Annotated in this window: 20 protein-coding genes; 16 read left to right on the top strand and 4 right to left on the bottom strand. The window is 50.2% G+C overall.

Going from position 1 to position 22,008, the window contains the following annotated elements:
* The first annotated feature begins 4 nt into the window (after positions 1 to 4).
* The 14 genes from H6786_03230 (at position 5) to H6786_03165 (ending at position 16,847) form a co-directional block, all read left to right on the top strand.
* On the top strand, positions 5 to 988 hold the full coding sequence (locus H6786_03230; GenBank protein MCB9816385.1) for a thymidylate synthase: 984 nt from the start codon (positions 5 to 7) through the stop codon (positions 986 to 988).
* Positions 989 to 1,030: 42 nt separating this feature from the next.
* Entirely contained in the window at positions 1,031 to 1,693 is a 663-nt protein-coding gene (locus tag H6786_03225) for a thymidylate kinase (protein MCB9816384.1), read from the top strand.
* Between the two features lie 10 nt (positions 1,694 to 1,703).
* Positions 1,704 to 2,090, top strand: a complete 387-nt coding sequence (locus H6786_03220) for a dUTP diphosphatase (GenBank protein MCB9816383.1) — start codon at positions 1,704 to 1,706, stop codon at positions 2,088 to 2,090.
* A 143-nt stretch (positions 2,091 to 2,233) separates the two neighbouring features.
* Complete coding sequence (locus tag H6786_03215; GenBank protein MCB9816382.1) at positions 2,234 to 3,499, top strand: serine hydroxymethyltransferase; 1,266 nt, start codon at positions 2,234 to 2,236, stop codon at positions 3,497 to 3,499.
* Between the two features lie 199 nt (positions 3,500 to 3,698).
* Positions 3,699 to 4,556: a hypothetical protein gene (locus H6786_03210; protein ID MCB9816381.1), complete on the top strand. Its 858-nt coding sequence runs from the start codon at positions 3,699 to 3,701 to the stop codon at positions 4,554 to 4,556.
* Between the two features lie 67 nt (positions 4,557 to 4,623).
* A complete protein-coding gene (locus tag H6786_03205; protein MCB9816380.1) occupies positions 4,624 to 5,709 on the top strand; it encodes a DUF2914 domain-containing protein in 1,086 nt (361 codons plus the stop codon).
* A 49-nt stretch (positions 5,710 to 5,758) separates the two neighbouring features.
* Positions 5,759 to 6,169, top strand: a complete 411-nt coding sequence (locus H6786_03200) for a hypothetical protein (protein ID MCB9816379.1) — start codon at positions 5,759 to 5,761, stop codon at positions 6,167 to 6,169.
* A gap of 546 nt (positions 6,170 to 6,715) precedes the next feature.
* Positions 6,716 to 10,048 (top strand): class I tRNA ligase family protein, encoded by a 3,333-nt coding sequence (locus tag H6786_03195; protein MCB9816378.1) that lies wholly within the window; start codon positions 6,716 to 6,718, stop codon positions 10,046 to 10,048.
* 115 nt (positions 10,049 to 10,163) lie between these two features.
* On the top strand, positions 10,164 to 10,349 hold the full coding sequence (locus H6786_03190; GenBank protein ID MCB9816377.1) for a hypothetical protein: 186 nt from the start codon (positions 10,164 to 10,166) through the stop codon (positions 10,347 to 10,349).
* A gap of 227 nt (positions 10,350 to 10,576) precedes the next feature.
* On the top strand, positions 10,577 to 11,155 hold the full coding sequence (recO, locus tag H6786_03185; protein MCB9816376.1) for a DNA repair protein RecO: 579 nt from the start codon (positions 10,577 to 10,579) through the stop codon (positions 11,153 to 11,155).
* Between the two features lie 21 nt (positions 11,156 to 11,176).
* A complete protein-coding gene (locus H6786_03180; protein MCB9816375.1) occupies positions 11,177 to 13,132 on the top strand; it encodes a hypothetical protein in 1,956 nt (651 codons plus the stop codon).
* Positions 13,133 to 13,146: 14 nt separating this feature from the next.
* Positions 13,147 to 14,529, top strand: coding sequence for a glycine--tRNA ligase (locus tag H6786_03175; protein MCB9816374.1), 1,383 nt, complete (start codon positions 13,147 to 13,149; stop codon positions 14,527 to 14,529).
* 75 nt (positions 14,530 to 14,604) lie between these two features.
* Complete coding sequence (locus tag H6786_03170; GenBank protein MCB9816373.1) at positions 14,605 to 16,086, top strand: methionine--tRNA ligase; 1,482 nt, start codon at positions 14,605 to 14,607, stop codon at positions 16,084 to 16,086.
* Positions 16,087 to 16,088: 2 nt separating this feature from the next.
* Entirely contained in the window at positions 16,089 to 16,847 is a 759-nt protein-coding gene (locus H6786_03165) for a TatD family hydrolase (protein MCB9816372.1), read from the top strand.
* A gap of 132 nt (positions 16,848 to 16,979) precedes the next feature.
* Here H6786_03165 and H6786_03160 read toward each other — a convergent pair whose 3' ends face one another.
* The 4 genes from H6786_03160 to H6786_03145 all read right to left on the bottom strand — a co-directional run bounded on the left by H6786_03160 (position 16,980) and on the right by H6786_03145 (position 20,812).
* Entirely contained in the window at positions 16,980 to 17,954 is a 975-nt protein-coding gene (locus tag H6786_03160; GenBank protein ID MCB9816371.1) for a hypothetical protein, read from the bottom strand.
* Positions 17,955 to 18,022: 68 nt separating this feature from the next.
* Positions 18,023 to 18,871, bottom strand: a complete 849-nt coding sequence (locus H6786_03155) for a hypothetical protein (GenBank protein ID MCB9816370.1) — start codon at positions 18,869 to 18,871, stop codon at positions 18,023 to 18,025.
* Between the two features lie 121 nt (positions 18,872 to 18,992).
* On the bottom strand, positions 18,993 to 19,811 hold the full coding sequence (locus H6786_03150) for a hypothetical protein (protein MCB9816369.1): 819 nt from the start codon (positions 19,809 to 19,811) through the stop codon (positions 18,993 to 18,995).
* Between the two features lie 71 nt (positions 19,812 to 19,882).
* On the bottom strand, positions 19,883 to 20,812 hold the full coding sequence (locus H6786_03145) for a D-alanyl-D-alanine carboxypeptidase family protein (GenBank protein ID MCB9816368.1): 930 nt from the start codon (positions 20,810 to 20,812) through the stop codon (positions 19,883 to 19,885).
* Positions 20,813 to 20,916: 104 nt separating this feature from the next.
* Between H6786_03145 and H6786_03140 the strand changes: the two genes are divergently transcribed.
* Together H6786_03140 and H6786_03135 are read left to right on the top strand one after the other, a co-directional pair.
* Positions 20,917 to 21,441, top strand: coding sequence for a 30S ribosomal protein S6 (locus tag H6786_03140; GenBank protein ID MCB9816367.1), 525 nt, complete (start codon positions 20,917 to 20,919; stop codon positions 21,439 to 21,441).
* A 64-nt stretch (positions 21,442 to 21,505) separates the two neighbouring features.
* Entirely contained in the window at positions 21,506 to 21,946 is a 441-nt protein-coding gene (locus H6786_03135; protein MCB9816366.1) for a single-stranded DNA-binding protein, read from the top strand.
* Positions 21,947 to 22,008: the final 62 nt, after the last annotated feature.

Below are 22,008 nucleotides of genomic sequence, written 5' to 3'. Positions count from 1 at the left end.
CACTATGGAGAAAAAACACCCAGAGTACCAATACTTAGATCTGATGCAGGAACTCATCGACACTGGTAGTCGACAGGAAGATGCAGATACTGGTGATGTAACCTACAGCCTGTTTGGCAAGCAGATGCGGTATGATCTCAGTCAAGGACTACCGCTCCTCACTACCAAGAAGGTGTACTGGCGTGGAGTACTGCATGAGTTGTATTGGTTCCTGTCTGGACAGACCAACATTAAGTACTTGGTAGATAACAAAGTGCATATTTGGGACGATTATCCGCTTCGTATCTATAATGACAAGCGCGAAAAGAAGGGTTGGCCTGAACTTACCAAAGAAGAGTTCATCGAGAAGATCGAAACCGATGACGACTTTGCGGAGCAACACGGAAACTTGCCGCGTATCTACGGTGAGATGTGGCGTAACTGGCCACGCAAGGATGGTGGTGGGGTTGATCAGCTACAGTGGGTGGTAGACGAGATCAAAGCTGATCCGAGTTGCCACAACGCGATTGTGAATAGTTGGAACCCTGAATACTTGTATGGTATGGCGAAGCCTGGTGAGGCGTGTCGTTTTCCGATCTGTCACAACATGTACCAAGTGAATATCAATCACGGGAAACTCTGCTTGCAGCTGTACCAGCGTTCAGCAGATATCTTCCTTGGGGTACCGTTCAATATCGCAAGCTACGCGCTACTCACCGAGATCTTGGCGAAGATCACGGGCTACGAAGCCGGGGAGTTTGTGCATACCTTTGGTGATGTGCATATCTATGAAAATCACATTGAGCAAGCAAAGGAACAGATCTCTCGTGAGCCACTGCCATTCCCAACGGTCACGATTGATGATTCAGTTACGTCGCTGGATACGTTTGCTCCAGAGCATGTAACGCTCAATAACTACGAATCACATCCGCCGATCAAGGCAGAGATGGCAGTTGTCGGTGGTTTCAATAAAAAAATTCACGAAAAGACTGAAGAGGCAGCAGAGTAGTTCTGGCAGTGTGGTACTATTGAGCAAAAGTTCAATAGTTTTATGTCAGGTAAATTGATCGTGATCGAAGGGGCTGACGGTGCTGGAAAGGCAACGCAGACCAAAATGCTCGTGGAGCGACTCCGGAACGAGGGGATGCAGATCGAGACGTTGGAGTTTCCTCGCTATGATGACTCCTTCTTCGGTGGGTACATTCGTGAGTGGCTCGACGAGACACACGGTAATTTTGTCGATCTCGATCCGCGTTTGTCCGCGATCCTCTTTGCTGGCGATCGTTTTGAAGCACGTGAGCTATTGATGTCTTGGTTAGAAGAAGGGAAGCATGTCATTCTTGATCGCTACGTGACCGCTAACATGCTGCATCAAGGGGCGAAAATATCTGATGTTGATAAGCGTGGCGCATTTCTGCTGTGGCTGCAGCGACTTGAGTACGATGTGTTCAAGATCCCGCGTCCCGATATGGTCGCATATCTCAACATGCCAGCAGAAATGCGCCACGCGCTGCTCACGACCGACGAACGGAAGCCACAGCTTGGGCACACGGAGACCGATGCGGTGTATCAGGCAGCCATCCAGAACTGTGCAGAAAATATTGCTGACTTAGAGAAGTGGCGCATCGTCAATTGTATGATGGATGATAAATTGCGGAGCAAAGATAATATCAATACCGAATTGTACGGACTGGTTCGACCGTTACTCGATTAATCATTAGCCTATGGAAATTCTCATCAAGCGTCTCACTGAACAAGCAAAGTTGCCAGCGTATGCGCGCAGTGCTAGTCCAGGAATTGATCTGTTTTCACAGTTTGAAGTGCCGGTAGAACCGGGAGCAAAGGTAGCGGTCTCGACTGGGGTAGCGGTGGCAATTCCGGTGGGGTACATTGGTTGGATCAAGGATCCAAAGAGTATGGCGATCGGTCACACGGTCACGGTCACGGCTGCGTTGGTAGATTCGAGTTATCGAGATGAGATCGTGCTTGAGGTGACCAATCATAGTCCCGAGACTAAGGTGTTTGCGCCTGGTGATGTGGTCGCACGATTGCTGATACAGAAAGTAGAACGAGCCAACATCATTGAAGCTGAAGACCTGAGTCATGCATAAGGAGGGGTAGAAAAATGGGCGGGCCCCTTCGGGGCCCGCCCATTTTTCTATGCTATACTGCTCACACTAACAAACTCGACCATGATCTAATCCTATTCGTTCACTTTCTGTAGAGCAGTTACTCAGCTAATTTTTAAATAGTTATGAACGAATATCAACACATAAAAGCGCAGGATACAGAAGTCTACGAAGCACTCATCGGAGAAGAAGAGCGGGAGCGAACGGGGATCGAATTGATCCCGAGTGAGAACTACGTCAGTCTTGCGGTACGTGAGGCAGAGGGTTCAGTGCTTACCAATAAGTACGCCGAAGGTTATCCCGGCAAACGCTACTATGGCGGCCAGCAGTACACTGATGTGGTAGAAACCTTGGCGATCGAGCGCGCCAAGCAGCTTTTTAATTGTGAATATGTAAACGTGCAGCCGCTTGGCGGTGCAGCTGCGAATGTCGCGATGTATTTCGCCTTGATGGAGCCGGGTGATACGGTACTTGGCATGGACCTCTCACACGGTGGGCACCTCACCCACGGTCACCCGACCACGAGCATCAATAAAGTCTTCAACTTTGTCCGTTACAAAATGAAAGATGTTGATACGGGAGAGATCGACTATGACCACTTGCGAGCGATGGCACTTGAGCATAAGCCAAAGATCATCCTCGCTGGCTTCTCAGCGTACAGTCGTGAACTCGACTATGCAAAGTTTGTGGAAATCGCGAAGGAAGTCGGTGCCTATACCGTAGCTGATGTGGCCCACATTGCGGGTCTTATTGCAGCTGGGGTACTGAAGAATCCGTTTGACTACGGTTTTGATGTAATGACTACCACGACCCACAAGACGCTCCGTGGTCCACGTGGCGGTATGATCATGGTGCGTGAGAGTGCTGAGCTTGCAAAGCGTATCAATAAGACGGTTTTCCCAGGAATTCAAGGGGGGCCACACATGCACATCATTGCTGCCAAGGCGGTGGCGTTTGGCGAAGCACTCAAGCCAAGCTTCAAGGAGTACGCGGTGCAGGTCTTAAAGAATGCCAAGGCGATGGAGGAAGTATTCAAAGCACACGATATCAGACTGCTTGCCGGCGGAACAGATAATCATCTCTTGTTGGCAGATGTCTATGGATCGCTTAGTATCACTGGACAGGAAGCAGAATCAGTACTCGATGAAGTAGGTATTACACTGAATAAAAATATGATCGCGGACGAAACACGCTCTGCGCTCGATCCATCAGGTATTCGTTTTGGTACCCCAGCAATGACCACTCGTGGTATGCAAGAAGGGGAGGCGAGGCAATTGGCAGAGCTCATGATCCGCACGCTTAAGGCAAAGGACGATACGGCAGAAAAAGAGCAGATCAAAGCCGAGGTGCAAAAGCTCTGTGAAGCATTTCCAGTACCGGCGGCATTCTAGCTTGCTAATTTTCCAAGACCGTTTATACTAGCTGCCACTGGAACCACAAGTCGTCCAGTATGAACGAGGTCCACAACACCTCGATCCCCAAGCCCCGTTGCCGCTACCGCGGTGACGGGGCAATTTAATTACCCTTGCAGTCCGAGGGGAATGTAGTATGGTTCTACTCAGATTGATTTCTTGACGTGGAGATAAGAGCGTGACACAACAAAACTTCAGTGACATTGCAACAGAACTTTGGGAAAACGGTTGGGCGATGTTCCCGATCGAACAGGCTCGGGTCGAGCAGGTCAAGGCCTCGTTTCCAGATTTCGTCGCTCGTCGAGTGAGGCTGGATGATGTCGATCAGTGGCACGTGCAGCTATCGGGTGAGAGCGAGGCCGATGTCGGACTCGTGGTCCGTAATGGAGGCAACCACGACCGGAAGTGGTTTTTCCATAGTAACCCAGCCTTGAATGCTGCTATCAAGTTGGACAAGATCAAACCTCAGCCAGACGACTACAGGTTCCTGGTATTGCATGACAGCTTGCGTTCCTATGCTGCTGGTCTTGGTGCACAGATCATGGACGCGCTCGATGAACTGTATGGTCTTGGCGCAGCTGCGTCATATCGGGCTTGTCTGCAACAGACGATGCCGTACAGCACCGCGACCCTGCGGAGTCTGTACTACCCAAGCGGGGTAGAGCAAACAGGGGCAAAAGTGCATGTCGATCGCAGTCTGCTCACTATCCATTTTGGTGATGAAGGGGGACAGCTTCTGGCGTGTAAAGGTCCAGGTGATACCGTGCACCAGGCGGTTTCACCGCCACCTGGCTTTGCGCTTGTGTTCTTTGGCGTGAAGATCCTGTGGGTCAGTCGCGGTGAGAAGCAGCCGCTGTGGCATCTCTCTACCACTCAGTCTGGCCAAGACCGTTTGGCGCACGTACATTTCGGCCACGTCGATATCTTGGATTATCTGGTGCCTGATGCGAAGAATGCGTACTGCGATTTCTTCGCACGGTTCCAAGAAATTGTACAAGAGCCAGAGTACGAATGGCGACCGTCGTTGGTCGCATGAAGTATTCGTTACACAAACGCAGCGCTCGGACTCTGTCCGAGTGCTTTTTGTTTGGTATGATGCTGCTATGACCGTTGGTTCTACATTTAAATTACTGCACCGACACTGGCTTACGGTGGCGTTCGTGCTCGGGTTTATTACCGATACGATCTTGCTCAATCAGATCGACAATCTTGTTGATAATCTCATCCTGTTGTTTTACGCGTTATTGTCCACCACTGCTTTGCTACTGCTGTATGTGGGGGTGGCAGAGCGTGGTCCAGGGTTCCTCACGCGCTTCTTCAAACGTTTTGCGCCAGTCGGGATGCAGTACGCATTTGGTGGGTTGCTCTCTGGAATGCTCATTTTCTACGGCCGGAGTGGAGATTGGGTGGCGAGTGCGCCGTTTTTGCTCATCATCCTCGCGGTGATCTTTGGTAACGAATTCGTGAGTAAACGGTCTGATCGACTCGTGTATCATATTGCGCTTTACTTCATCGGAGTCTTTTCATACATCGTATTGGTTGTGCCCGTCATTACTGGGAAGATGGGTGACGGCATTTTCATTCTGAGTGGACTCATTGCACTCATGATCGTGACCTTTGTGGTGCAAGTGCTATTTCGGATCGTGCCAAACTTCATGGCGGTCAATACGCAGCGGGTGATCTTCACTGTGGCCTCGATCTACATCGGATTCAATGCGCTGTATTTCACAAGTTTGATCCCACCGATCCCGCTTTCACTCACCCAACTTGAGATGGTGCAATCAGTCGAGACCTACACTGCGCCAACTGGAAATAAGATCTATCGGATCGAGACTGAAGAACAGCCGTGGTATCGCAGGTTGCCGCTGACGAGACCGATCCTGCATCCGACTGGTAGTTCGATCGCGTGTTATGCGCGTGTGTATGCGCCGACAAAACTTGAGACTGATATCTATCACCGTTGGGAATATAAAGATGTTAATGGTGATTGGCAGGAACATTTTCGATATGGGTATACGATCGCAGGTACTAATGAAGGTGGCTATAGAGGCTACACTCGTAACACCAGTTTTTTCTCTGGTCTGTGGCGCTGTAGCGTGGAGACCAAGCGCGGCCAGGTGCTCGGCCGAGAGGTGGTACGGATCGATACAACGGGAGAACCAAAGGATATCAAGGTGACGGTTGAGTAGTTTTTGGTATCATAGGAGAACTGTTTAAAACTTTTGTAATATATATTGTATGTTTGGATTTGGAAAAAAGGGACCTGAATTGCCATCAAAGGATGAGTTGGCTCGACGTGCAGCTGAAACAGGCGCGAACCCTGACGCGTTTCAAATAGACGATCCTGCTGCTGGTGTAGAGCAAGGGCGGGTGTTCACAAATAAAGATATTGTTTTACAAGCAGAACGAAAGTCAGGGCCGGCAGACGGCGATTTGGACATGGAATCGGTTGATGAGTGGGCGGGCGATCCTGGTATCGAACCGACTGACTATAGTAACGAGGATATTGTGCAGGGCCGGCATACTCTAGAGCCAGATAGCGCTCCAGCTGCTGGCATGGAAGGAATCGACGCGCCAGATTTGGTACGGTCAATGGAAGCTAAGGCTGCACAAGATGAGGAAAGTGCTCCACAGCAAGAAGCTGCGTAATGATACTCATTAAGTGCACAAACAAAGGCCGGGCGCGAAGCGCCCGGCCTTTGTTTTGTACACTGCGCACACTTGCGAACCCTCCAGTGTCGTTCGATACTTCAGGTAGGGTAGTACAACGTAGACCCACTCAAACAAACGAGGACAGAGAGATGACTAACGAGAGTGTCACTGACGAAGAGACTGATCCTAATCAGATTCTTATCAAGGAGACCTTTTTGGACACTTTACCCACGACCGGTAAAGGTCCCCAACAGATGCAACAACAAGTCCCCTGGTTGCGTCAAACACAACAGCCGCAACCCCAGCAACAACCTCAGGCTGGTTCGGTGCCATGCGACCGTAACTATGCTGGTGACTTGGACTTCGAGTGATTGTTTGTGCCAACAGAAAATAGAGCGCTTCGGCGCTCTTTTTGGTCTTTGCAAAATACGAATAGGTGATAGGATAAAAAAGCAGCCTGATACGTTGCGTGTCTCGGTGGCGCGGCTGCCAAAGGCAGCCGCACCACCGAGACTATGTCTGATACACATAACTTACAATTCTATGAATACTAAAATGCACGGTCGTGAAAACGACTCAGTTGAAGTCGTCGACGTTCCCAAATCTGAAGTAGCCGAGCGCGAAGAAGCGATCTTGGCGTTTTGGCAGGAACACGACATTTTTAATAAATCACTAGAGAAGCCAGCGGGCGACGCGCCAAAAGGCGACTACGTTTTTTATGATGGGCCGCCGTTTGCGACCGGCTTGCCACACTACGGCCACATTCTCGCTGGCACCATGAAAGACGCGATCCCGCGTTTTTGGACGATGCAGGGCTACCATGTACGGCGGCAGTGGGGCTGGGACTGCCACGGCTTGCCGGTCGAGAACTTGATCGAGAAGAAGCTTGGTCTGGCGACCAAGCGTGATATCGAGGAGTACGGCATAAAGAATTTCAACGAAGCAGCGCGCGAGTCGGTGATGGAATATGCCGATGATTGGCATAAGGTCATTCCACGCATGGGTCGCTTTGTCGATATGGAAAACGACTACAAGACCATGGATAGCACCTACACTGAGAGCGTGTGGTGGGTGTTCAAGTCGCTTCATGAGAAGGGTCTGGTCTTCGAAGGCTTCAAGAGTATGCACCTGTGTCCGCGTTGCGGGACGACGTTGTCGAACTTTGAGGTAAATCAGGGCTACAAAGACATCAAGGATATTTCAGTGTTTGTGGAGTTCCCGCTGGTGGATGAGCCAGATACATCACTCCTCGCGTGGACGACCACTCCGTGGACATTGCCGGGGAATATGGCGTTGGCGGTGAATGAGGAGTTTGAGTACGTGAAGGTTGTGGAAATGGGGAAGGGGTTAAAACAGTATGAGCAAGGTGTAGACCCTTTCCCTGTTAGTAAAGGAGAGGAGAAGTTTTTGATTCTTGCAAAAGACATATTAGAGAAAGGAGAACTACACACTTTTGAAAATGGTGATGTTTGGTATGGTTTCGGTGGTAAAAAATGGAAAGTCGAAGAAGTAATCAAAGGTTCGAAACTTCTCGACAAAAAAGTCGAACCACCATTCTCGTGGCTGGCTGAACAACTCACCGAAGACGCGCCAAACGCGTGGACCGTGCTCCACGCAGACTTCGTTGAAGTCGGTGAAGAGGGAACTGGTATCGTACACATCGCGCCAGCCTACGGTGAAGACGATATGAAGCTCGGGCAGGAGCACGGCTTGCCGCTTATTCATCATGTCGACGAAGGCGGACACTTTAAAGATTTCGTCACTGACTTCGCCGGGCAGCTCGTAAAGCCAAAGGATTCGCCGGAGCAGGAGATCAACCATATGGATGCCGACATCGAAGTGATACGGGCGCTGGCCGCCAAGGGACGACTCTTCGCCAAAGAAAAGATCACCCACAGCTACCCGCACTGTTGGCGCTGTGATACGCCGCTTCTCAACTATGCGACCACGTCGTGGTTTGTTGATGTGCCGAGCATCAAAGACAAGCTCGTGGCAGCCAATGAAAAAGTTGGCTGGGTACCGGCGCATGTGGGCACCAACCGCTTCGGCAAGTGGCTTGAAGGTGCGCGCGACTGGGCAGTGAGTCGCCAGCGCTATTGGGGTGCACCATTGCCGATCTGGAAGAATCCGGAGACCAGTGAGGTGAAGGTGTTTGGTTCGCTCAAGGAGATGCAGGAGTTCGCACCAACGAGCGGCAATGCCTACTTCACGATGCGCCATGGCTTGGCTGAAAGCAACGTGAAGCACATCATCAGCTGCAACAAAGAAAATGTCGATGGTCTGACCGAAGAAGGGAAGGAGCAGGTTGCTGCCGCTATGGCAAATTTGCCGAAAGAGATCGATATCATCATTCACTCTGGTTTTCAGCGTACGAAAGAGACAGCAGAGATCGTTGCTGCTGCATTCCCAGAAGCTGAAGTGCTTGAGGATGATCGAATTCGTGAACTTGATCTTAGTGATGATTACGAAGGTGGCAAGTGGAAAGATTACAACGCGCAGTTCACCTCATGGGAAAATCGCTTCACCAAGAAGCTTGAAGGCTCAGAAAATCGCCGAGATGTGCAGGTACGCATGGGTGCATTCATCGAATCACTCGAAGAGACGTATGCTGGCAAGAAGATCTTGATCGTGAGTCATGCTGGTCCGCTGTTTGGTTTGGAGTGTTTTGTGAAGGGGCTTAGTCTCAAGGAGTCTGAAGCCTACTTTGCGGATGAGGCGGCGTATCATGCTAATGCCGAAGTGCGTGAGCTAGTATACGCGCCGCTACCGCACAATGATCACTACGAGCTCGATTTCCATCGACCGTACATCGATGATTACGTACTCGCGGAGAATGGTGTGAAGCTGGAGCGAATTCCTGACGTCTTTGACTGTTGGTTTGAGAGTGGCTCAATGCCGTACGCGCAGTTTCATTATCCGTTCTCGTGTGCAGATTCTTTTGAGAAAGAGAATTTTCCAGCGCAGTTTATCGCTGAAGGACTCGACCAAACGCGGGGCTGGTTCTACTCGATGCTTGTTTTGGGTGTGGCGTTGTTTGATAAGTCACCGTACGAGCAGGTGATCGTAAATGGTCTTGTGCTCGCAGAAGACGGCAAGAAGATGTCAAAGTCGCTTCAGAACTATCCAGATCCGATGGATTTGGCGAACCGAGTGGGGATCGATGCGATGCGCTTCTACTTGCTCTCGTCACCAGTGATCCGCGCGGAAGACCTCAACTTCTCTGAGAAGGAGGTGCTTGAGCTACAACGAAAGAATATTGGTCGTTTGCATAACGTGCTCGCAATGTATGAGATGTTCGCGGATGGGACGAAGGCGGGCGACGATTCAAGTCATGTACTTGATCGCTGGATCGTCGCCCGCCTTAATCAGCTGATCGCTGAATCAACCGCTGGCTACAAGAGCTACGAGCTTGATAAGGCGACTCGGCCGATCACGGATTTTATTGATGATCTTTCAGTGTGGTACTTGCGACGCAGTCGTGACAGGCTAAAGGGCGAAGATACTGAAGACAAAACCCGAGCGCTCGCGACACTCCGCTACACGCTCCGTACGCTCGCGCTCGTGATGGCACCAGCCATGCCATTCTACGCCGAGTATCTCTGGCAGGCAGTGAAAGAAGATAACGATGCGGAAAGTGTGCATCTTGGTAAGTGGCCAGAAGGGAGAGAGGTGGATGAAGAATTATTAAGTCAGATGGTTACCGTACGAACGATCGTGAGTTCGGCGCTTGAGGCGCGAACAAAGTCTGGAGTTAAAGTTCGTCAACCAATGCAAGCGCTTTATCTGCCGGAAACCGAAATCCCGAAGCAACCAGAAATGATTAGTATTATTGCTGATGAGGTAAACGTAAAACAGGTGCTGCCGATGCGAATTTAGACAAAAAGAGTCTGGCTGGGTTCGACTTGATACAGCCCTTACCCCGAACTCCTCGCCGAAGGTGCGGTGCGCGAACTGATGCGAGCGGTGCAGGGACGGCGCAAGACCGAAGGTCTTGCGCCAGAAGGATGTGATCGAGCTTACCATCCAGACAGACGAAGCTGGCCAAGCCGCAATCGACGCAAACAAAGAGCTACTCACCAAAACCGTCGGCTCGTCTGCAGTTGTGTATGCAGAGGCGGAAGGAGAAGAGGTGAAGGCTGGAGACTATGTGTTTAGTTTCCAGATTCAAAAAGAATAGAGTCGTAATTGGTCGGCACTCGACTCACACGCTCCTTGCGCGCCCCAGCCAAACCCTCCCGCGCATAGTCCCTACTCGCTGAGTGCCGACACAATCCCAACTCTATCCTTGTGGGTCTAGACTGAGCACTGCCAGTAGCGAAACATCCGCAGCGACGATACTTGGAGCGAGGACGTTGAGCCTCTGGCAGTGTTTCGGTCTAGGAGACTCAGATTGTGTTATATTTTATGGCCTACGAAACCTACACCACTGAAGCACTCGTGTGCGGGACGAAAGACCGCAATACGGCTGATCGTAGTTATTTGCTATTCACTCGTGACGCGGGGATGCTGTACGCTGACGCGCGTAGTGTTCGGGAAGAACGCTCGCGGCAGCGGTACGCGCTCCAGGACTTTTCGCTCTTGCGCGTGTCACTCGTGAAGGGGAAGGCGGGCTGGAAGATCGGCAGTATCGAACCGGGGCGGAATTTCTACCACTCTGCGACTGATAAGTCCGCGCGCGGGAGCGTGGTTAGTGTGGTGCGGCTACTGCGTCGCTTTTTGCACGGAGAAGGAACCGATCCAGAGCTCTATGCACTAGTGATCAGTGCCCTTGAAGTCCTTGCTGGACCGCTTGAACAGCGAGCATTCGTGCAAATGGTTGTCCAGGTGCGCATCTTGGCAGCGCTTGGGTATGTTGATGAAAAAAGCATCCCAGAATCTATTCGTACCACATCGATCAGTGAACTATCTGCTCAGCACGACGATGTAACGCACCGTGCAATTGAGCGGTTATATACCCAGGCCGTTTCAGTGAGTCATCTCTAGGGCGGTGGTATACTAGACACTATGAAGAAACCTTTGCACACTGAGGAACAGATCGAGAACATGCGACAGCGTCTGTATCAGCGTGATGTAGCTGCGGAGCAAGTTTCGCGACATCAATTGACTGATGAAAAAGTCGAAGTCTCGCAGAGCTGGGACGTTACTCGCCCAGAGCGACCGCACACAACCGATCTTCGTGAGGGGGTTGATAAGACCACTGCTCCAGCTGCTCCGGTAGATATGGAAGAGCCAGTGCTGCCTAAGCCACGACGTCGCTATCGTGCATTTGTGCTGGGGATGAGCTTTTTGATCTTCATCATTGTGGCTGGCCTTTCCAGTCTTTGGGTGCTGCTTGGCGGGAATCAGATCTCAAACGACAATATCCAATTGACAATAGATGGACAGCCACTTTTGGGTGGTGGAGAGGTGCTACCGCTTGAGATCGCAGTTACCAACCTAAACTCTGTAGCAATTGAGTCTGCAACCCTTATTTTGAAATATCCAGTTGGTACTCGCTCCGTTGGAGACTCCCCACGTAATCTCTTTGAAGAACGTATCGCGATCAATGATGTTTACCCAGGGGAAGTACAGAATATTCCGGTGAAAGTAGCGATCTTTGGTGAGGAGAATGATGAGAAAGTGATCGAGGCAACAGTTGAATATCGCATCAACGGTTCAAACGGTATGTTTTACAAGGATGCTGATCCATTTACGCTCCGCATCAGCTCTTCGCCTTTGGTATTGCGAGTTGACAGTGTTGAGAAGGTTGCCTCTGGCCAGTTGGTCGATGTGACGCTGACTGCCGTTTCGAACGCGTCGACGCCACTTGAGAATATTTTGGTCACTGCACAGTATCCAAATGGGTTTGTCTACGAATCTGCTGATCCAGCTCCGATCTACGGCGAGAATGTCTGGCGGATCGATCGACTCGATTCTGAAGAAGAATTCACCATCAAACTTGAGGGAGTGGTGACTGGTTTGACCGAAGAGACCTTGCTGATCAATTTTGATGCTGGTCCAGCCAACCCTGATAATCAGTACTTAGTTGGTGCGAATCTGGCTGAAGTTTCGACCGAATTCCAGATCGAGCGCCCGTTTATCGATGTTGGGGTGGCAATCAACGGACGTAAGGATCGGGAAGTGATCATTGCTGAAGGATATGTATCGACGGTAGATGTTAGTATTAAAAACACTCTAGACGAAACGGTGTACGACCTGACGGTTGAGGTGGTGCCAAGTGGAAATGCACTTGATCAGAATTCGATCGAGAGTACGTTAGGTTTCTATGATTCCAATACCGGGACGGTCCGCTGGGAAGTGTCAAACAACGACTCGTTTGAGGAGGTTTTGCCAGGTGATACACGCCAACTGCATTTCACTGTTGCACCTGGAGAACAACGTTCAACCGCGTCGTTTGATCTTAGGGTCAATGTCTATGCACGACGAGTGGCTGAGACAAGCGCTCAGGAAACACTGATCGGTACTTCGCGGGCTGAAGCAAAATACTCCTCGAGCGTTACGCTTGGCTCGCAAGTTGGTCGAAATGTTGGTCGGTTTGGTGACAGCGGTCCGATCCCTCCAACGGTTGGGGAGACCACGACATACACTGTTGCGTTAGTTGCTGAAGGCGGTGCAAATGACCTAGCAAACGCGATCGTGAAGACAAGTCTGCCAGTGTACGTGAACTGGTTGGATCAATATGATGCGCCGGGTATCGTGACGTACAACAACGTGTCGAAGGAATTGCAATGGAACATTGGAGATATCAAAGCAGGTGAGCGGAAAGAACTACTGTTCCAGGTGAGTATTCGACCAAGTATCTCACAAGTTGGTCAGAAGCCAATTTTGATAAACGAGCAGAGTATCAAAGCCAATGATCGCTTTACGGGCGCCCTCTTGCAAGATAGTGTGAGAGCTGTTACAACAGAACTCTCATCAGAGATGGGTTACCAAGATGACAACGGTGAGGTTGTTCAGTAAGCAAAGTGTCTTGTATGGAAAAATCTGCAGAAACAATGGAGAAAGTCGTTTCGCTGTGTAAGCGGCGTGGTTTTGTGTTTCAGGGAAGTGAGATCTATGGAGGCCTTAAAGGCACTTGGGATCTTGGTCCACTTGGTGTTGCACTCAACAATAATCTCAAGCGTGAGTGGTGGAAAATGTTTGTGCATGATCGCGAAGATATGTACGGACTCGATGCGGCAATTTTAATGAATGCCAAAGTCTGGGAGGCATCAGGTCATACCGGAGCTGGTTTTTGCGATCCGCTCGTAGAAGATATTGAAACAGGTGAGCGTTTCCGAGCTGATCACTTGCTTGAAGACAGTGGGCTTGATGCGGAAGGGAAGACTCTCGAAGAGATCGATGCACTTATTACTGAAAATGGAGTAAAGAGTCCGAAGGGAAACGCGCTCTCAAAAGCACGTAATTTCAATATGATGTTTGAGTCTCGCGTTGGTGCAACTGCGGGTGATGAGGGTAAAGTATATCTCCGTCCCGAGACTGCGCAGGGTATCTTCGTGAATTTCAAAAATGTCGTCGACTCAATGGCGCCAAAGATGCCGTTTGGCATCGCGCAGATCGGTAAGGCATTTCGCAATGAGATTGCGCCGCGTGAATTCCTTTTCCGAGTGCGGGAGTTTGAGCAGATGGAGATTGAGTATTTTGTAAAAGAAGAGGAGTGGCAAGAGTTGTTTGAGAAGCTCCGTCTCGATATTCAAGCCTGGCATCGTCATATCGGTCTAGCTGACGAAAACATTCGCGAGTACGATGTGCCAGAAAATGATCTAGCGCACTATTCAAAGCGTACCATCGACTTTGAATACAATTACCCAGGCAAAGGTTTTGATGAACTCGCTGGGTTTGCATATCGCACCGATCATGACCTCAAGAACCATATGGAAGCAAGTGGGGTGTCGATGGAGTATATTGAGCCAGACGGATCTCGTTTTATTCCGCATGTACTCGAGCCGTCGTTTGGTGTAGGGCGTGCGCTGACTGCGGTGCTCTGTGAAGCATACACTGAAGACGAAATGGGAGGTGAAGTGCGCACTTTTTTGAAGTTGTCGGCACACTTGGCACCATACCGCGTCGCGGTCTCACCACTCCTTAAGAACAAGCCGCAGCTGGTAGAAAAGGCGCGTGAGGTATTTACGATGCTGAAGAAGGAATTTGGTAACGTGGCTTGGGACGACAATGGAAATGTCGGGAAGCGCTATCGTCGACAGGATGAGATCGGTACACCGCATTGTATTGTGATCGACTTTGAGTCGCTTGGTGAAGAAGATCCAGCACTTAAAGATACCGTGACGGTGCGTGATCGTGATACGGGCGAGCAGGAGCGAGTCGCGATTGCTGATCTGGTAGAAAAACTGAAGTAGAAGACAAAAGGCCGGCCCCGAAGGGGCCGGCCTTTCTGTTCCATTTCACTCCGATTGTGCTAGAGTATTTTGACTATGTCAGACAAAACACCAAAGTACATCACCACGACACTTCCATATGTGAACTCAAGTCCGCATATTGGGTTTGCGACTGAGCTGGTGCGCGCCGATGCGTACGCCCGGTACTTTAAGTTGATGGGGCATCCGGTGTTTTTAAATACAGGTACCGACGAGCACGGCCAAAAGATCTACGACAAAGCGCAGGAAGCTGGGAAGGATACGCAGTCGTTTGTCGATGAGTTGGCGGAAGAATTCAAGAAGCTTTTGCCTGAGCTTGGTATTTTGCCTGAAGCAAACTTCGTGCGCACGACTGACGAGCATCATAAGCATGCAGCACAAGAGATGTGGCGTCGTTGCAAGGAGAAGGGTGATATCTACAAGGCGACCCATGCAGTGAAGTACTGCAAGGGGTGTGAGCTTGAGAAGACTGATTCCGAGCTTGACCATGGCAAGTGTCCGCTCCATCCAAATGATGAGATCGAAGTGCGTGAGGAAGAGAACTATTTCTTCCGCTTCTCGAAGTATCAGCAGGCACTCCTTGACCTCTATGAACAGGCAGACTTTGTGGTGCCAGATTTTCGCTTGGCGGAGATTAAGAAGTTTGTGGAAGGCGGCCTGCAAGACTTCAGTGTGTCGCGCCTCAAGACCAAGATGGCCTGGGGTGTACCAGTGCCAGACGATGAAGAGCATGTAATGTACGTGTGGTTCGATGCCCTCACCAACTATATCTCAGTGACTGGCTGGCCAGAAAAAGCCGACTTCGGTGGTTGGTGGCCAGGGGTGCAATTTGCGGGGAAGGACAATCTTCGTCAGCAGAGCGCTATCTGGCAGGCGATGCTCCTCTCAGCAGAACTCCCAACCTCAACTCAGATCTTCATTGGTGGCTTCATCAATAGTGGTGGTCAGAAGATGAGTAAATCGCTTGGCAATGTGATCAGTCCGTACGAGCTGACGGCTCGGTATGGTACTGAGGCGACCCGCTACTTGCTCCTCCGCCACGTTCATCCATTTGAAGACACCGACATCACCTGGGACCGACTCGATGAGTGGTACACCGCGAACCTCGTGAACGGCCTGGGTAATCTCACAGCGCGGATTATGAAAATGGCAGAGACGCACCTCGATGCACCGGTTGAGGTGCCAAACGTGAGTTTCTTGGACGATCAAGGAGTGGGGTTGTCAGAATTGAAAAATTTTGATTTTCAAAAAACCTTGGATTACATCTGGTCAGGAAATGATCAGATTGAGTGGTACATGAGTCTGAGTATTAAAACGGTTGACGAAAAGATCCAAGTCACTGAGCCGTATAAGAGAATTAAATCAGAACTTGGTGAGGAAATTGAGAGCGCAAAAGAAATCATTAAATTCTTGGTAATTCAACTTTGGTATAAAGCAGTAGAACTGGAGCCGTACATGCCGGAAACCTCAAGAGTTATTAGAGAAGCAGTGCTTACAAACAAGAAACCGGAGAATCTCTTTGCACGACTTGAATCATAACTATGTCTTTCAAATACATTGATACACATGCACACCTTAATCTCTCTGCTTTTGCTGAGGATGCTTTGGAAATGGCGAAGAAATGTGCTGAGGAGGATGTGGCAGTGATCAATGTCGGAACAAAGGCGAGTACGAGCAAGCGAGCGGTGGAGTTGGCAAGCGAGGCCAATAATTGCTACGCAATTATTGGCCTCCATCCGATCCAGACCGTGCCGGGTATGCACGATGAAGATGAGATCGGTGAGGGTGGTGAACCGTTCAAGAGTAAGGGGGAGGAATTCGATAGTGATCTGTATCGTGAGCTTGCCAAGAGTACCAAAGTGGTCGGCGTTGGTGAGTGTGGTTTTGACTATTGGCATACGCCAGAGGGGAGTTACGAAACGCAAGAGCGAGCGTTTATCGCGCAGATCGAGCTTGCCAATGAGCTTGGCTTACCGCTGATGATCCATACTCGTGGGCCGCAGCCAGGGAAGGAAAGTCCGACCGGACGTAGTGTGTACGCAGATGTGCACGATGTTTTGAAACAATACGCGAAGGTGCCGTTTAACGTGCATTTTTATGCGGGGACGTATGAGGAGGCGGCGCGTTTTTTCGACCTCGGCGGGACGATTTCGTTTACTGGGGTGATCACGTTTCCGAAGACCGACAGCTACGCCGAGGTCATCAAAAACGCGCCGCTAGAACTCATCCACGGTGAAACCGACTGTCCGTATGTCGCCCTGTGCCACACCGCGGCAAGCGCGCCGAGCCGTGGATGGTGAAAGAGGTGTATAAAAAATCGCTGAGATACGAGGAGAAGATGCAGAAAAGTCCGGGCGCAGCTAATGGAGAACGCACGAAGACAATACAAGTTAGAAAACAAAAGGCCGGCCCCGAAGGCCGGCCTTGTGTTTCTACAGCTCAGCCAAAGTCGCATCTGCAAACGTAAAATATTTCTTTGCAATGTCAGGCTGTTTCAAATAGGTGTAGTAGTAACCCTTGATGAACGCATTGTAGGCTTCCTGGAAGGCAGTTACTTCAGCTGGTGCTAGCTCATGATGGTCTTGGTAGGCTTCATACATGGCGTCAGCTAGCTCATTGTTACCGAGGACGCGCACACAAGTGGCGATGCGAGCGATGTTGTTGTTGCGGTCGATCACGCGCCAGTCGCGCTTGGCGAGGTGGATATCAATAAATTGCGGACGTTCTTCGTGGAAGACTACGTTTCCGGCGTGGTTATCAATCGCAACCGATGCCATGTCGGGGTCCATATTGGTGAAGTAGTCGTGAGTATGGAAAAAGTTGAGGAGCGTATCAACTCGATGGTCAGTTAGCTCCGGCGCGATCTGATCACTGAAGTTTTTGCCAAACATACGCAAGTCACCATCAAGCCGAGCGTGCCAGAGGTCGCGTAGGCCGCGGGCGAGCAGGTCTTCAAACGTGTGGAGGTATTCTTCGGTTAGAGCATCGAGGGCTTCAGTCTGTGCTTTAGCGAGAGCAGCGACATCTTCACGAGTAGTAGTGCCTTCATTGAGACGACGGAAGAGAGTGTCGTCGTCACGGACTCGTTTCATTTCAATAAACCATTCGTCCGCCAGTTCGGCCGCGATGATCTCGTAGGCGCCGGCTTCTGTCTGTTGGACACCGCGCAGTCCAAGGTGAATATCTTTCGAAGCACCTTGGTTCCAGGCGAAGTCTTCGGCGTAGTACTGGCGACGGACTTCAAGGTCGCGTAGGTCAGTGAAGAAGCCTTTGCGGTTATCTTTGTACACCTTGCGCACTACGGTGGGGTAGATGAATACGTCAGACATAACGGTCTCTACAAATCGTTCTGGTTTTTCTGGAATGCCGTCGACTAAGCCTTCGTGTAGCGCAATGGAAATGTTCATGTGTGCTATAGAATACCAAAAAAGAAAGAGGCCCGTCCAGCATGCTGGACGGGCCATGGTTTTTGCTGCTACGCAGCTTGTTTGGAGTGAATGAGCCTCACCAGGTCATCGGCGATCGATTGATTTGCGGCCATGATGGCGCCGTCTTCCAGAATGAAATCGACCTTGCCATAGCGTTCACCCAGTTTGAAGTGGATCAGTGGTTGACCATAGCAGTCTACTGCCACTCCTCCGGCTTGCTGTACAAGGAGGGAAGTTGCGATCGACTCGGTCGCACCACTACCGGCAAAAACAGTGGCTTGCCACAGGCAAGAGGCTACGAGTGCGCTCGGGATCAAGATGCAGCCAAATTCCTGTTGGAAGTACTGTTCACGTCGGCGCATGACTTCGCGCTGGACTTCATCGAGATGGAAGGGGACACCAGGCCAGGTTGAGATCGTTACGCGACGTGGCGAGCGATCAGTGGTTTGACATTGTTGTCTTGTCATCTGACCACGATCTAGTCGTGCCACCACGGTCTGCTCGTCTTGACTGGCTGTCCATACCATGTTGTGGAGCGGGTCTGCGACCACGGTGATTTCGGGTAGCCACAGATTGTGTGCAATGCGACATAGACGAGTCAGAGCAATACCGACATTGCCGTTGCCGCCGGCGAAGGCGTCACTGCCGTCAAGCGGATCGGCACAGAGGATATAATCCTCGCCGTGGTAGTCGTTGCCTTCTTCGCCGATAAAACCGACATCTTGGTACCGGCGACTCCATTCCAGCAGTCGGTCATTGATCTGTTTGTCGACTGTACTTACGGTCGTGCCGTCTTCTTTCGTGTCGACCAGAATGAGGGAGCGAAAATGGTCTTTCGGTACACTCATCACTCCGACGACCACGTCGATCATATCGTTCCGTGTAGGTAGTTGCATTGCTGCGCTCCTGGTTGAAATGAAAGTTACAAAGCTGATTTGGATAGTACAAGTAATTTCATTTTGCGTCAATACAGAAACAAAAACTCGTCCAGCTTTCACTGGACGAGGAATGTTGTTTTCAGAATTGGCCCGCAATCGTCTGTTGGATGGCAGTGCTCACCTGATGGTTTGCAGCGATGATCATGCCATTGCGCACGAGCAAGCTTGCAGAGTTACCATCAAGACATAGTTCGAACCCGTCTATCGGTTGACCATCCAGATCAGTGATGACTGCTGAAGTGTCTCGCAAGATGAGTCCTGAAGCGGCAGGAATACACGCATTGTCGCCTGTATACACGTTGCCGTGCACTGTTCCTAGTCGGATAAGTCCACCGACCAACCCTGGTGTGTTGTCTGACATTGTGACCAGGTCGCCGTTTGATCGCAGTGACTGTTCAAGTCCGTGTAGATCAAAGAGGGAGAAGGGGTCTTCCGACAGCTGCACGCGGTAGGGTGCTTGCACCTGATGCGGGGCAAATGAAGAAGGGTGATACCCTTTATGCCAAATGTTGGTGCGTGGTAGCGTTGCTGTACTTGTTGCCCAGGTCCATTGGTGCAGCGCATCGTGTATCACAGCTACTTGTGGTAACCACTTATCACCTGCGCGCTCCATGATACAGGCGATGGTAGTCGCTTCAGCGAAGCCGTACACATACTTATCAGCACTCTCTAGTGGTTCGGTGCAAAGGACGTAGTCTTGCCCTGAGTATGAACTACTTTGACTGCTTATGTACCCCAGGTCTTGATTGGTTGCCCAGTCTTGTAATGCAGCATCGATCATGCAGCGTAGCTGGTGGGGCGAGTGGTTATGGTTGCGGAAGTTGTCTCGGATCAGGTCTGTTGTCTGAGCGACGATGTTGACAACGTCAAAGAGCTTCGGCACGGTTGTAATCGACATCTATTTTGCCTCGTTGTGTCGTTGTTTTTCCAGATAGGAAATTACAATAATTTATCTAACTTGTCCAGTCTCTAGTCAAAGAAATTGAGGAGATAATCGTTTATCTCGCGCTGGTCCATGGTGTAGAACGTCTTGCTACTGCTACGGTGGAGATCGCGAGCAAGTTCAGTGCCTACGAAACGCCAGTGCCATGGTTCAAAGATGTAAAAGTCGTTATCTTCAGGGTAGGAGAGGATGAAACCGTATTTGTATGCATTATCAAGCAACCACTGGTATGCTTCGGTATCCTTGAAGCTGGTATAGGCTCCACCGACAGAATCAACAGTAAGATCTACGGTGGTGCCGAGCTGGTGTTCTGAATAGCCTTGGTCAGCCGAGAACGCGTTTGCGCCAGTGCCGTATACTTGTGTGTACTGTCCTTTCAGATCAGTTTGTTCGTCAAATGAGCGATAGGCAGACACTACTTTTAGATCGACATCGTCTTTTGCGGCCGCCTTCAATAGATCCTCTAAGTGGTCGTATGCATCAGCATGGAAGTACTGGTCCTTCTTGCCAGACAGAATGTACTTATCTGGGATTTGCTCTAGTTTGGCCGGAATGTAGTTTTCATTCAGAAAATACACCTTTGAATATTTTGCCAGGAGTTCTTCATCGGTTTTAGCAAGTTTGTCGAGATCACCAAGAGTACCGGCGAGATCACGGATCTGGTCTTCAAATTCTTCATTGCGGTTTCGTTCATCGCGGTAGTCATCGGCGAGTTCCTCCAGCTCTTCCTTGAAGTCTTCTAGTTCGCCATGTAGTTCAGCGATCGTACTGCTTGCTGCCGCTAGCTCAGAATCTTTCTGGTTGTTTTTTTGCAGGAGAGCATTACGTTCTTGGAGGAGATTTTCAATTTGTACCGCTCGGTCCTTGCTTTGCATGCCAAAGTACGTTGCGGTGATGATACCGATCACAGCAATTGCTCCAGTGAGGTACAGTACTGCGTCGTGCGAAAGTTTCATGTTGGAGTATTTTAGCATAATTTAACAAGGCCGGCTCCGCCCCCTTGTTTGCCACCTAAGCCTGTGGTACAGTGCTGCCGTTATCAGTTAAGGCATATATATAAATGTCTAAGACAGAAATGCCAGCAGCCGAGGCGAACTCATACGAGTTAGCCTTCCACGTACTTCCAACGGTTGCTGAAGGGGAAGTAGCTACTGTTTTTCAATCATTGAAAGACGCAATTACAAAGCATGGTGGCACCATCACAGTTGAAGAAGCTCCAGCGCGGATCGATCTGGCGTACGAGCTGGTTAAGTACCTTGAGGGACGAAATCGAAAGTTCACCAGTGCGTACTTTGGATGGGTCCGATTTGAAGCTCCAGCAACAGCGATCGAAGAGATCTCTGAAGTGCTTGAGCACACTAAGGAACTTCTTCGACACTTGCTCGTAAAGCTCACGCACGTTGAGGAAGAAAATCCATTTTTCTACCACGAAGCGATGGCAACAGCGAACAAGAAGGTTGAGACCATTGATGTTGATGCTGCTGAGGCAGATAAGACAGAAGAAGCTGCCGAAGATGAGTCTGACGAAGCTTCAGAGGAAGAAACTACTGAAGAAGGAGAAGAATCAGAGGAAAAGGCTAGCTAGTTAGACCTTTGGGGAAGTGCACGCTATAATAGCTTCACTTAATACCCATAACTGATTCGAAATTATGTATCTTAACAAAGCAATGGTCTACGGGAATCTCACTCGAGATCCAGAACTGAAAGCTCTTCCAAGCGGTATGAATGTCTGTTCATTCTCGCTTGCTACCAACCGTGTCTACACTGACCGTGATGGAAAGAAGCAAGAGCAGGCTGACTATCACAATATTGTGGTGTTTGGAAAGCAGGCTGAAAACTGCGCAAAGTACCTCTCAAAGGGTAATGGCGCATATGTTGAAGGTCGCATGCAGACTCGCAGTTGGGACAAGGATGGTCAGAAGCAGTACCGCACTGAGGTGATCGCCGACCGAGTACAGTTTGGTCCGAAGGGGGGTGGGGCAGGTGCTCCATCTGCTGGCAGCCAGAGTTCTGGCGCAGCAGATGATAAGGCGCCAGCGGTACCGGATTACCCTGAAGAAGAGATCAATCCAGAGGACATCCCATTTTAGACAGTAAATTACCGGCTGGCTTCGTTATCGCTTCGTAAAATAACACTTGCTGGACTTCGTGT

The organism is Candidatus Nomurabacteria bacterium (assembly GCA_020632075.1).
Lineage (GTDB): Bacteria > Patescibacteriota > Minisyncoccia > Phycocordibacterales > UBA918 > OLB19.
This window is presented reverse-complemented; position numbering and strand designations above follow the sequence as displayed.

Bases quoted from the DNA above. Each gene is read 5' to 3' on its own strand.
- H6786_03230 (MCB9816385.1), top strand. From the start codon at position 5: ATGGAGAAAAAACACCCAGAGTACCAATACTTAGATCTGATGCAGGAA.
- H6786_03225 (MCB9816384.1), top strand. From the start codon at position 1,031: ATGTCAGGTAAATTGATCGTGATCGAAGGGGCTGACGGTGCTGGAAAG.
- H6786_03220 (MCB9816383.1), top strand. From the start codon at position 1,704: ATGGAAATTCTCATCAAGCGTCTCACTGAACAAGCAAAGTTGCCAGCG.
- H6786_03215 (MCB9816382.1), top strand. From the start codon at position 2,234: ATGAACGAATATCAACACATAAAAGCGCAGGATACAGAAGTCTACGAA.
- H6786_03205 (MCB9816380.1), top strand. From the start codon at position 4,624: ATGACCGTTGGTTCTACATTTAAATTACTGCACCGACACTGGCTTACG.
- H6786_03200 (MCB9816379.1), top strand. From the start codon at position 5,759: ATGTTTGGATTTGGAAAAAAGGGACCTGAATTGCCATCAAAGGATGAG.
- H6786_03195 (MCB9816378.1), top strand. From the start codon at position 6,716: ATGAATACTAAAATGCACGGTCGTGAAAACGACTCAGTTGAAGTCGTC.
- recO (MCB9816376.1), top strand. From the start codon at position 10,577: ATGGCCTACGAAACCTACACCACTGAAGCACTCGTGTGCGGGACGAAA.
- H6786_03180 (MCB9816375.1), top strand. From the start codon at position 11,177: ATGAAGAAACCTTTGCACACTGAGGAACAGATCGAGAACATGCGACAG.
- H6786_03175 (MCB9816374.1), top strand. From the start codon at position 13,147: ATGGAAAAATCTGCAGAAACAATGGAGAAAGTCGTTTCGCTGTGTAAG.
- H6786_03170 (MCB9816373.1), top strand. From the start codon at position 14,605: ATGTCAGACAAAACACCAAAGTACATCACCACGACACTTCCATATGTG.
- H6786_03165 (MCB9816372.1), top strand. From the start codon at position 16,089: ATGTCTTTCAAATACATTGATACACATGCACACCTTAATCTCTCTGCT.
- H6786_03160 (MCB9816371.1), bottom strand. From the start codon at position 17,954: ATGAACATTTCCATTGCGCTACACGAAGGCTTAGTCGACGGCATTCCA.
- H6786_03155 (MCB9816370.1), bottom strand. From the start codon at position 18,871: ATGCAACTACCTACACGGAACGATATGATCGACGTGGTCGTCGGAGTG.
- H6786_03150 (MCB9816369.1), bottom strand. From the start codon at position 19,811: ATGTCGATTACAACCGTGCCGAAGCTCTTTGACGTTGTCAACATCGTC.
- H6786_03145 (MCB9816368.1), bottom strand. From the start codon at position 20,812: ATGAAACTTTCGCACGACGCAGTACTGTACCTCACTGGAGCAATTGCT.
- H6786_03140 (MCB9816367.1), top strand. From the start codon at position 20,917: ATGTCTAAGACAGAAATGCCAGCAGCCGAGGCGAACTCATACGAGTTA.
- H6786_03135 (MCB9816366.1), top strand. From the start codon at position 21,506: ATGTATCTTAACAAAGCAATGGTCTACGGGAATCTCACTCGAGATCCA.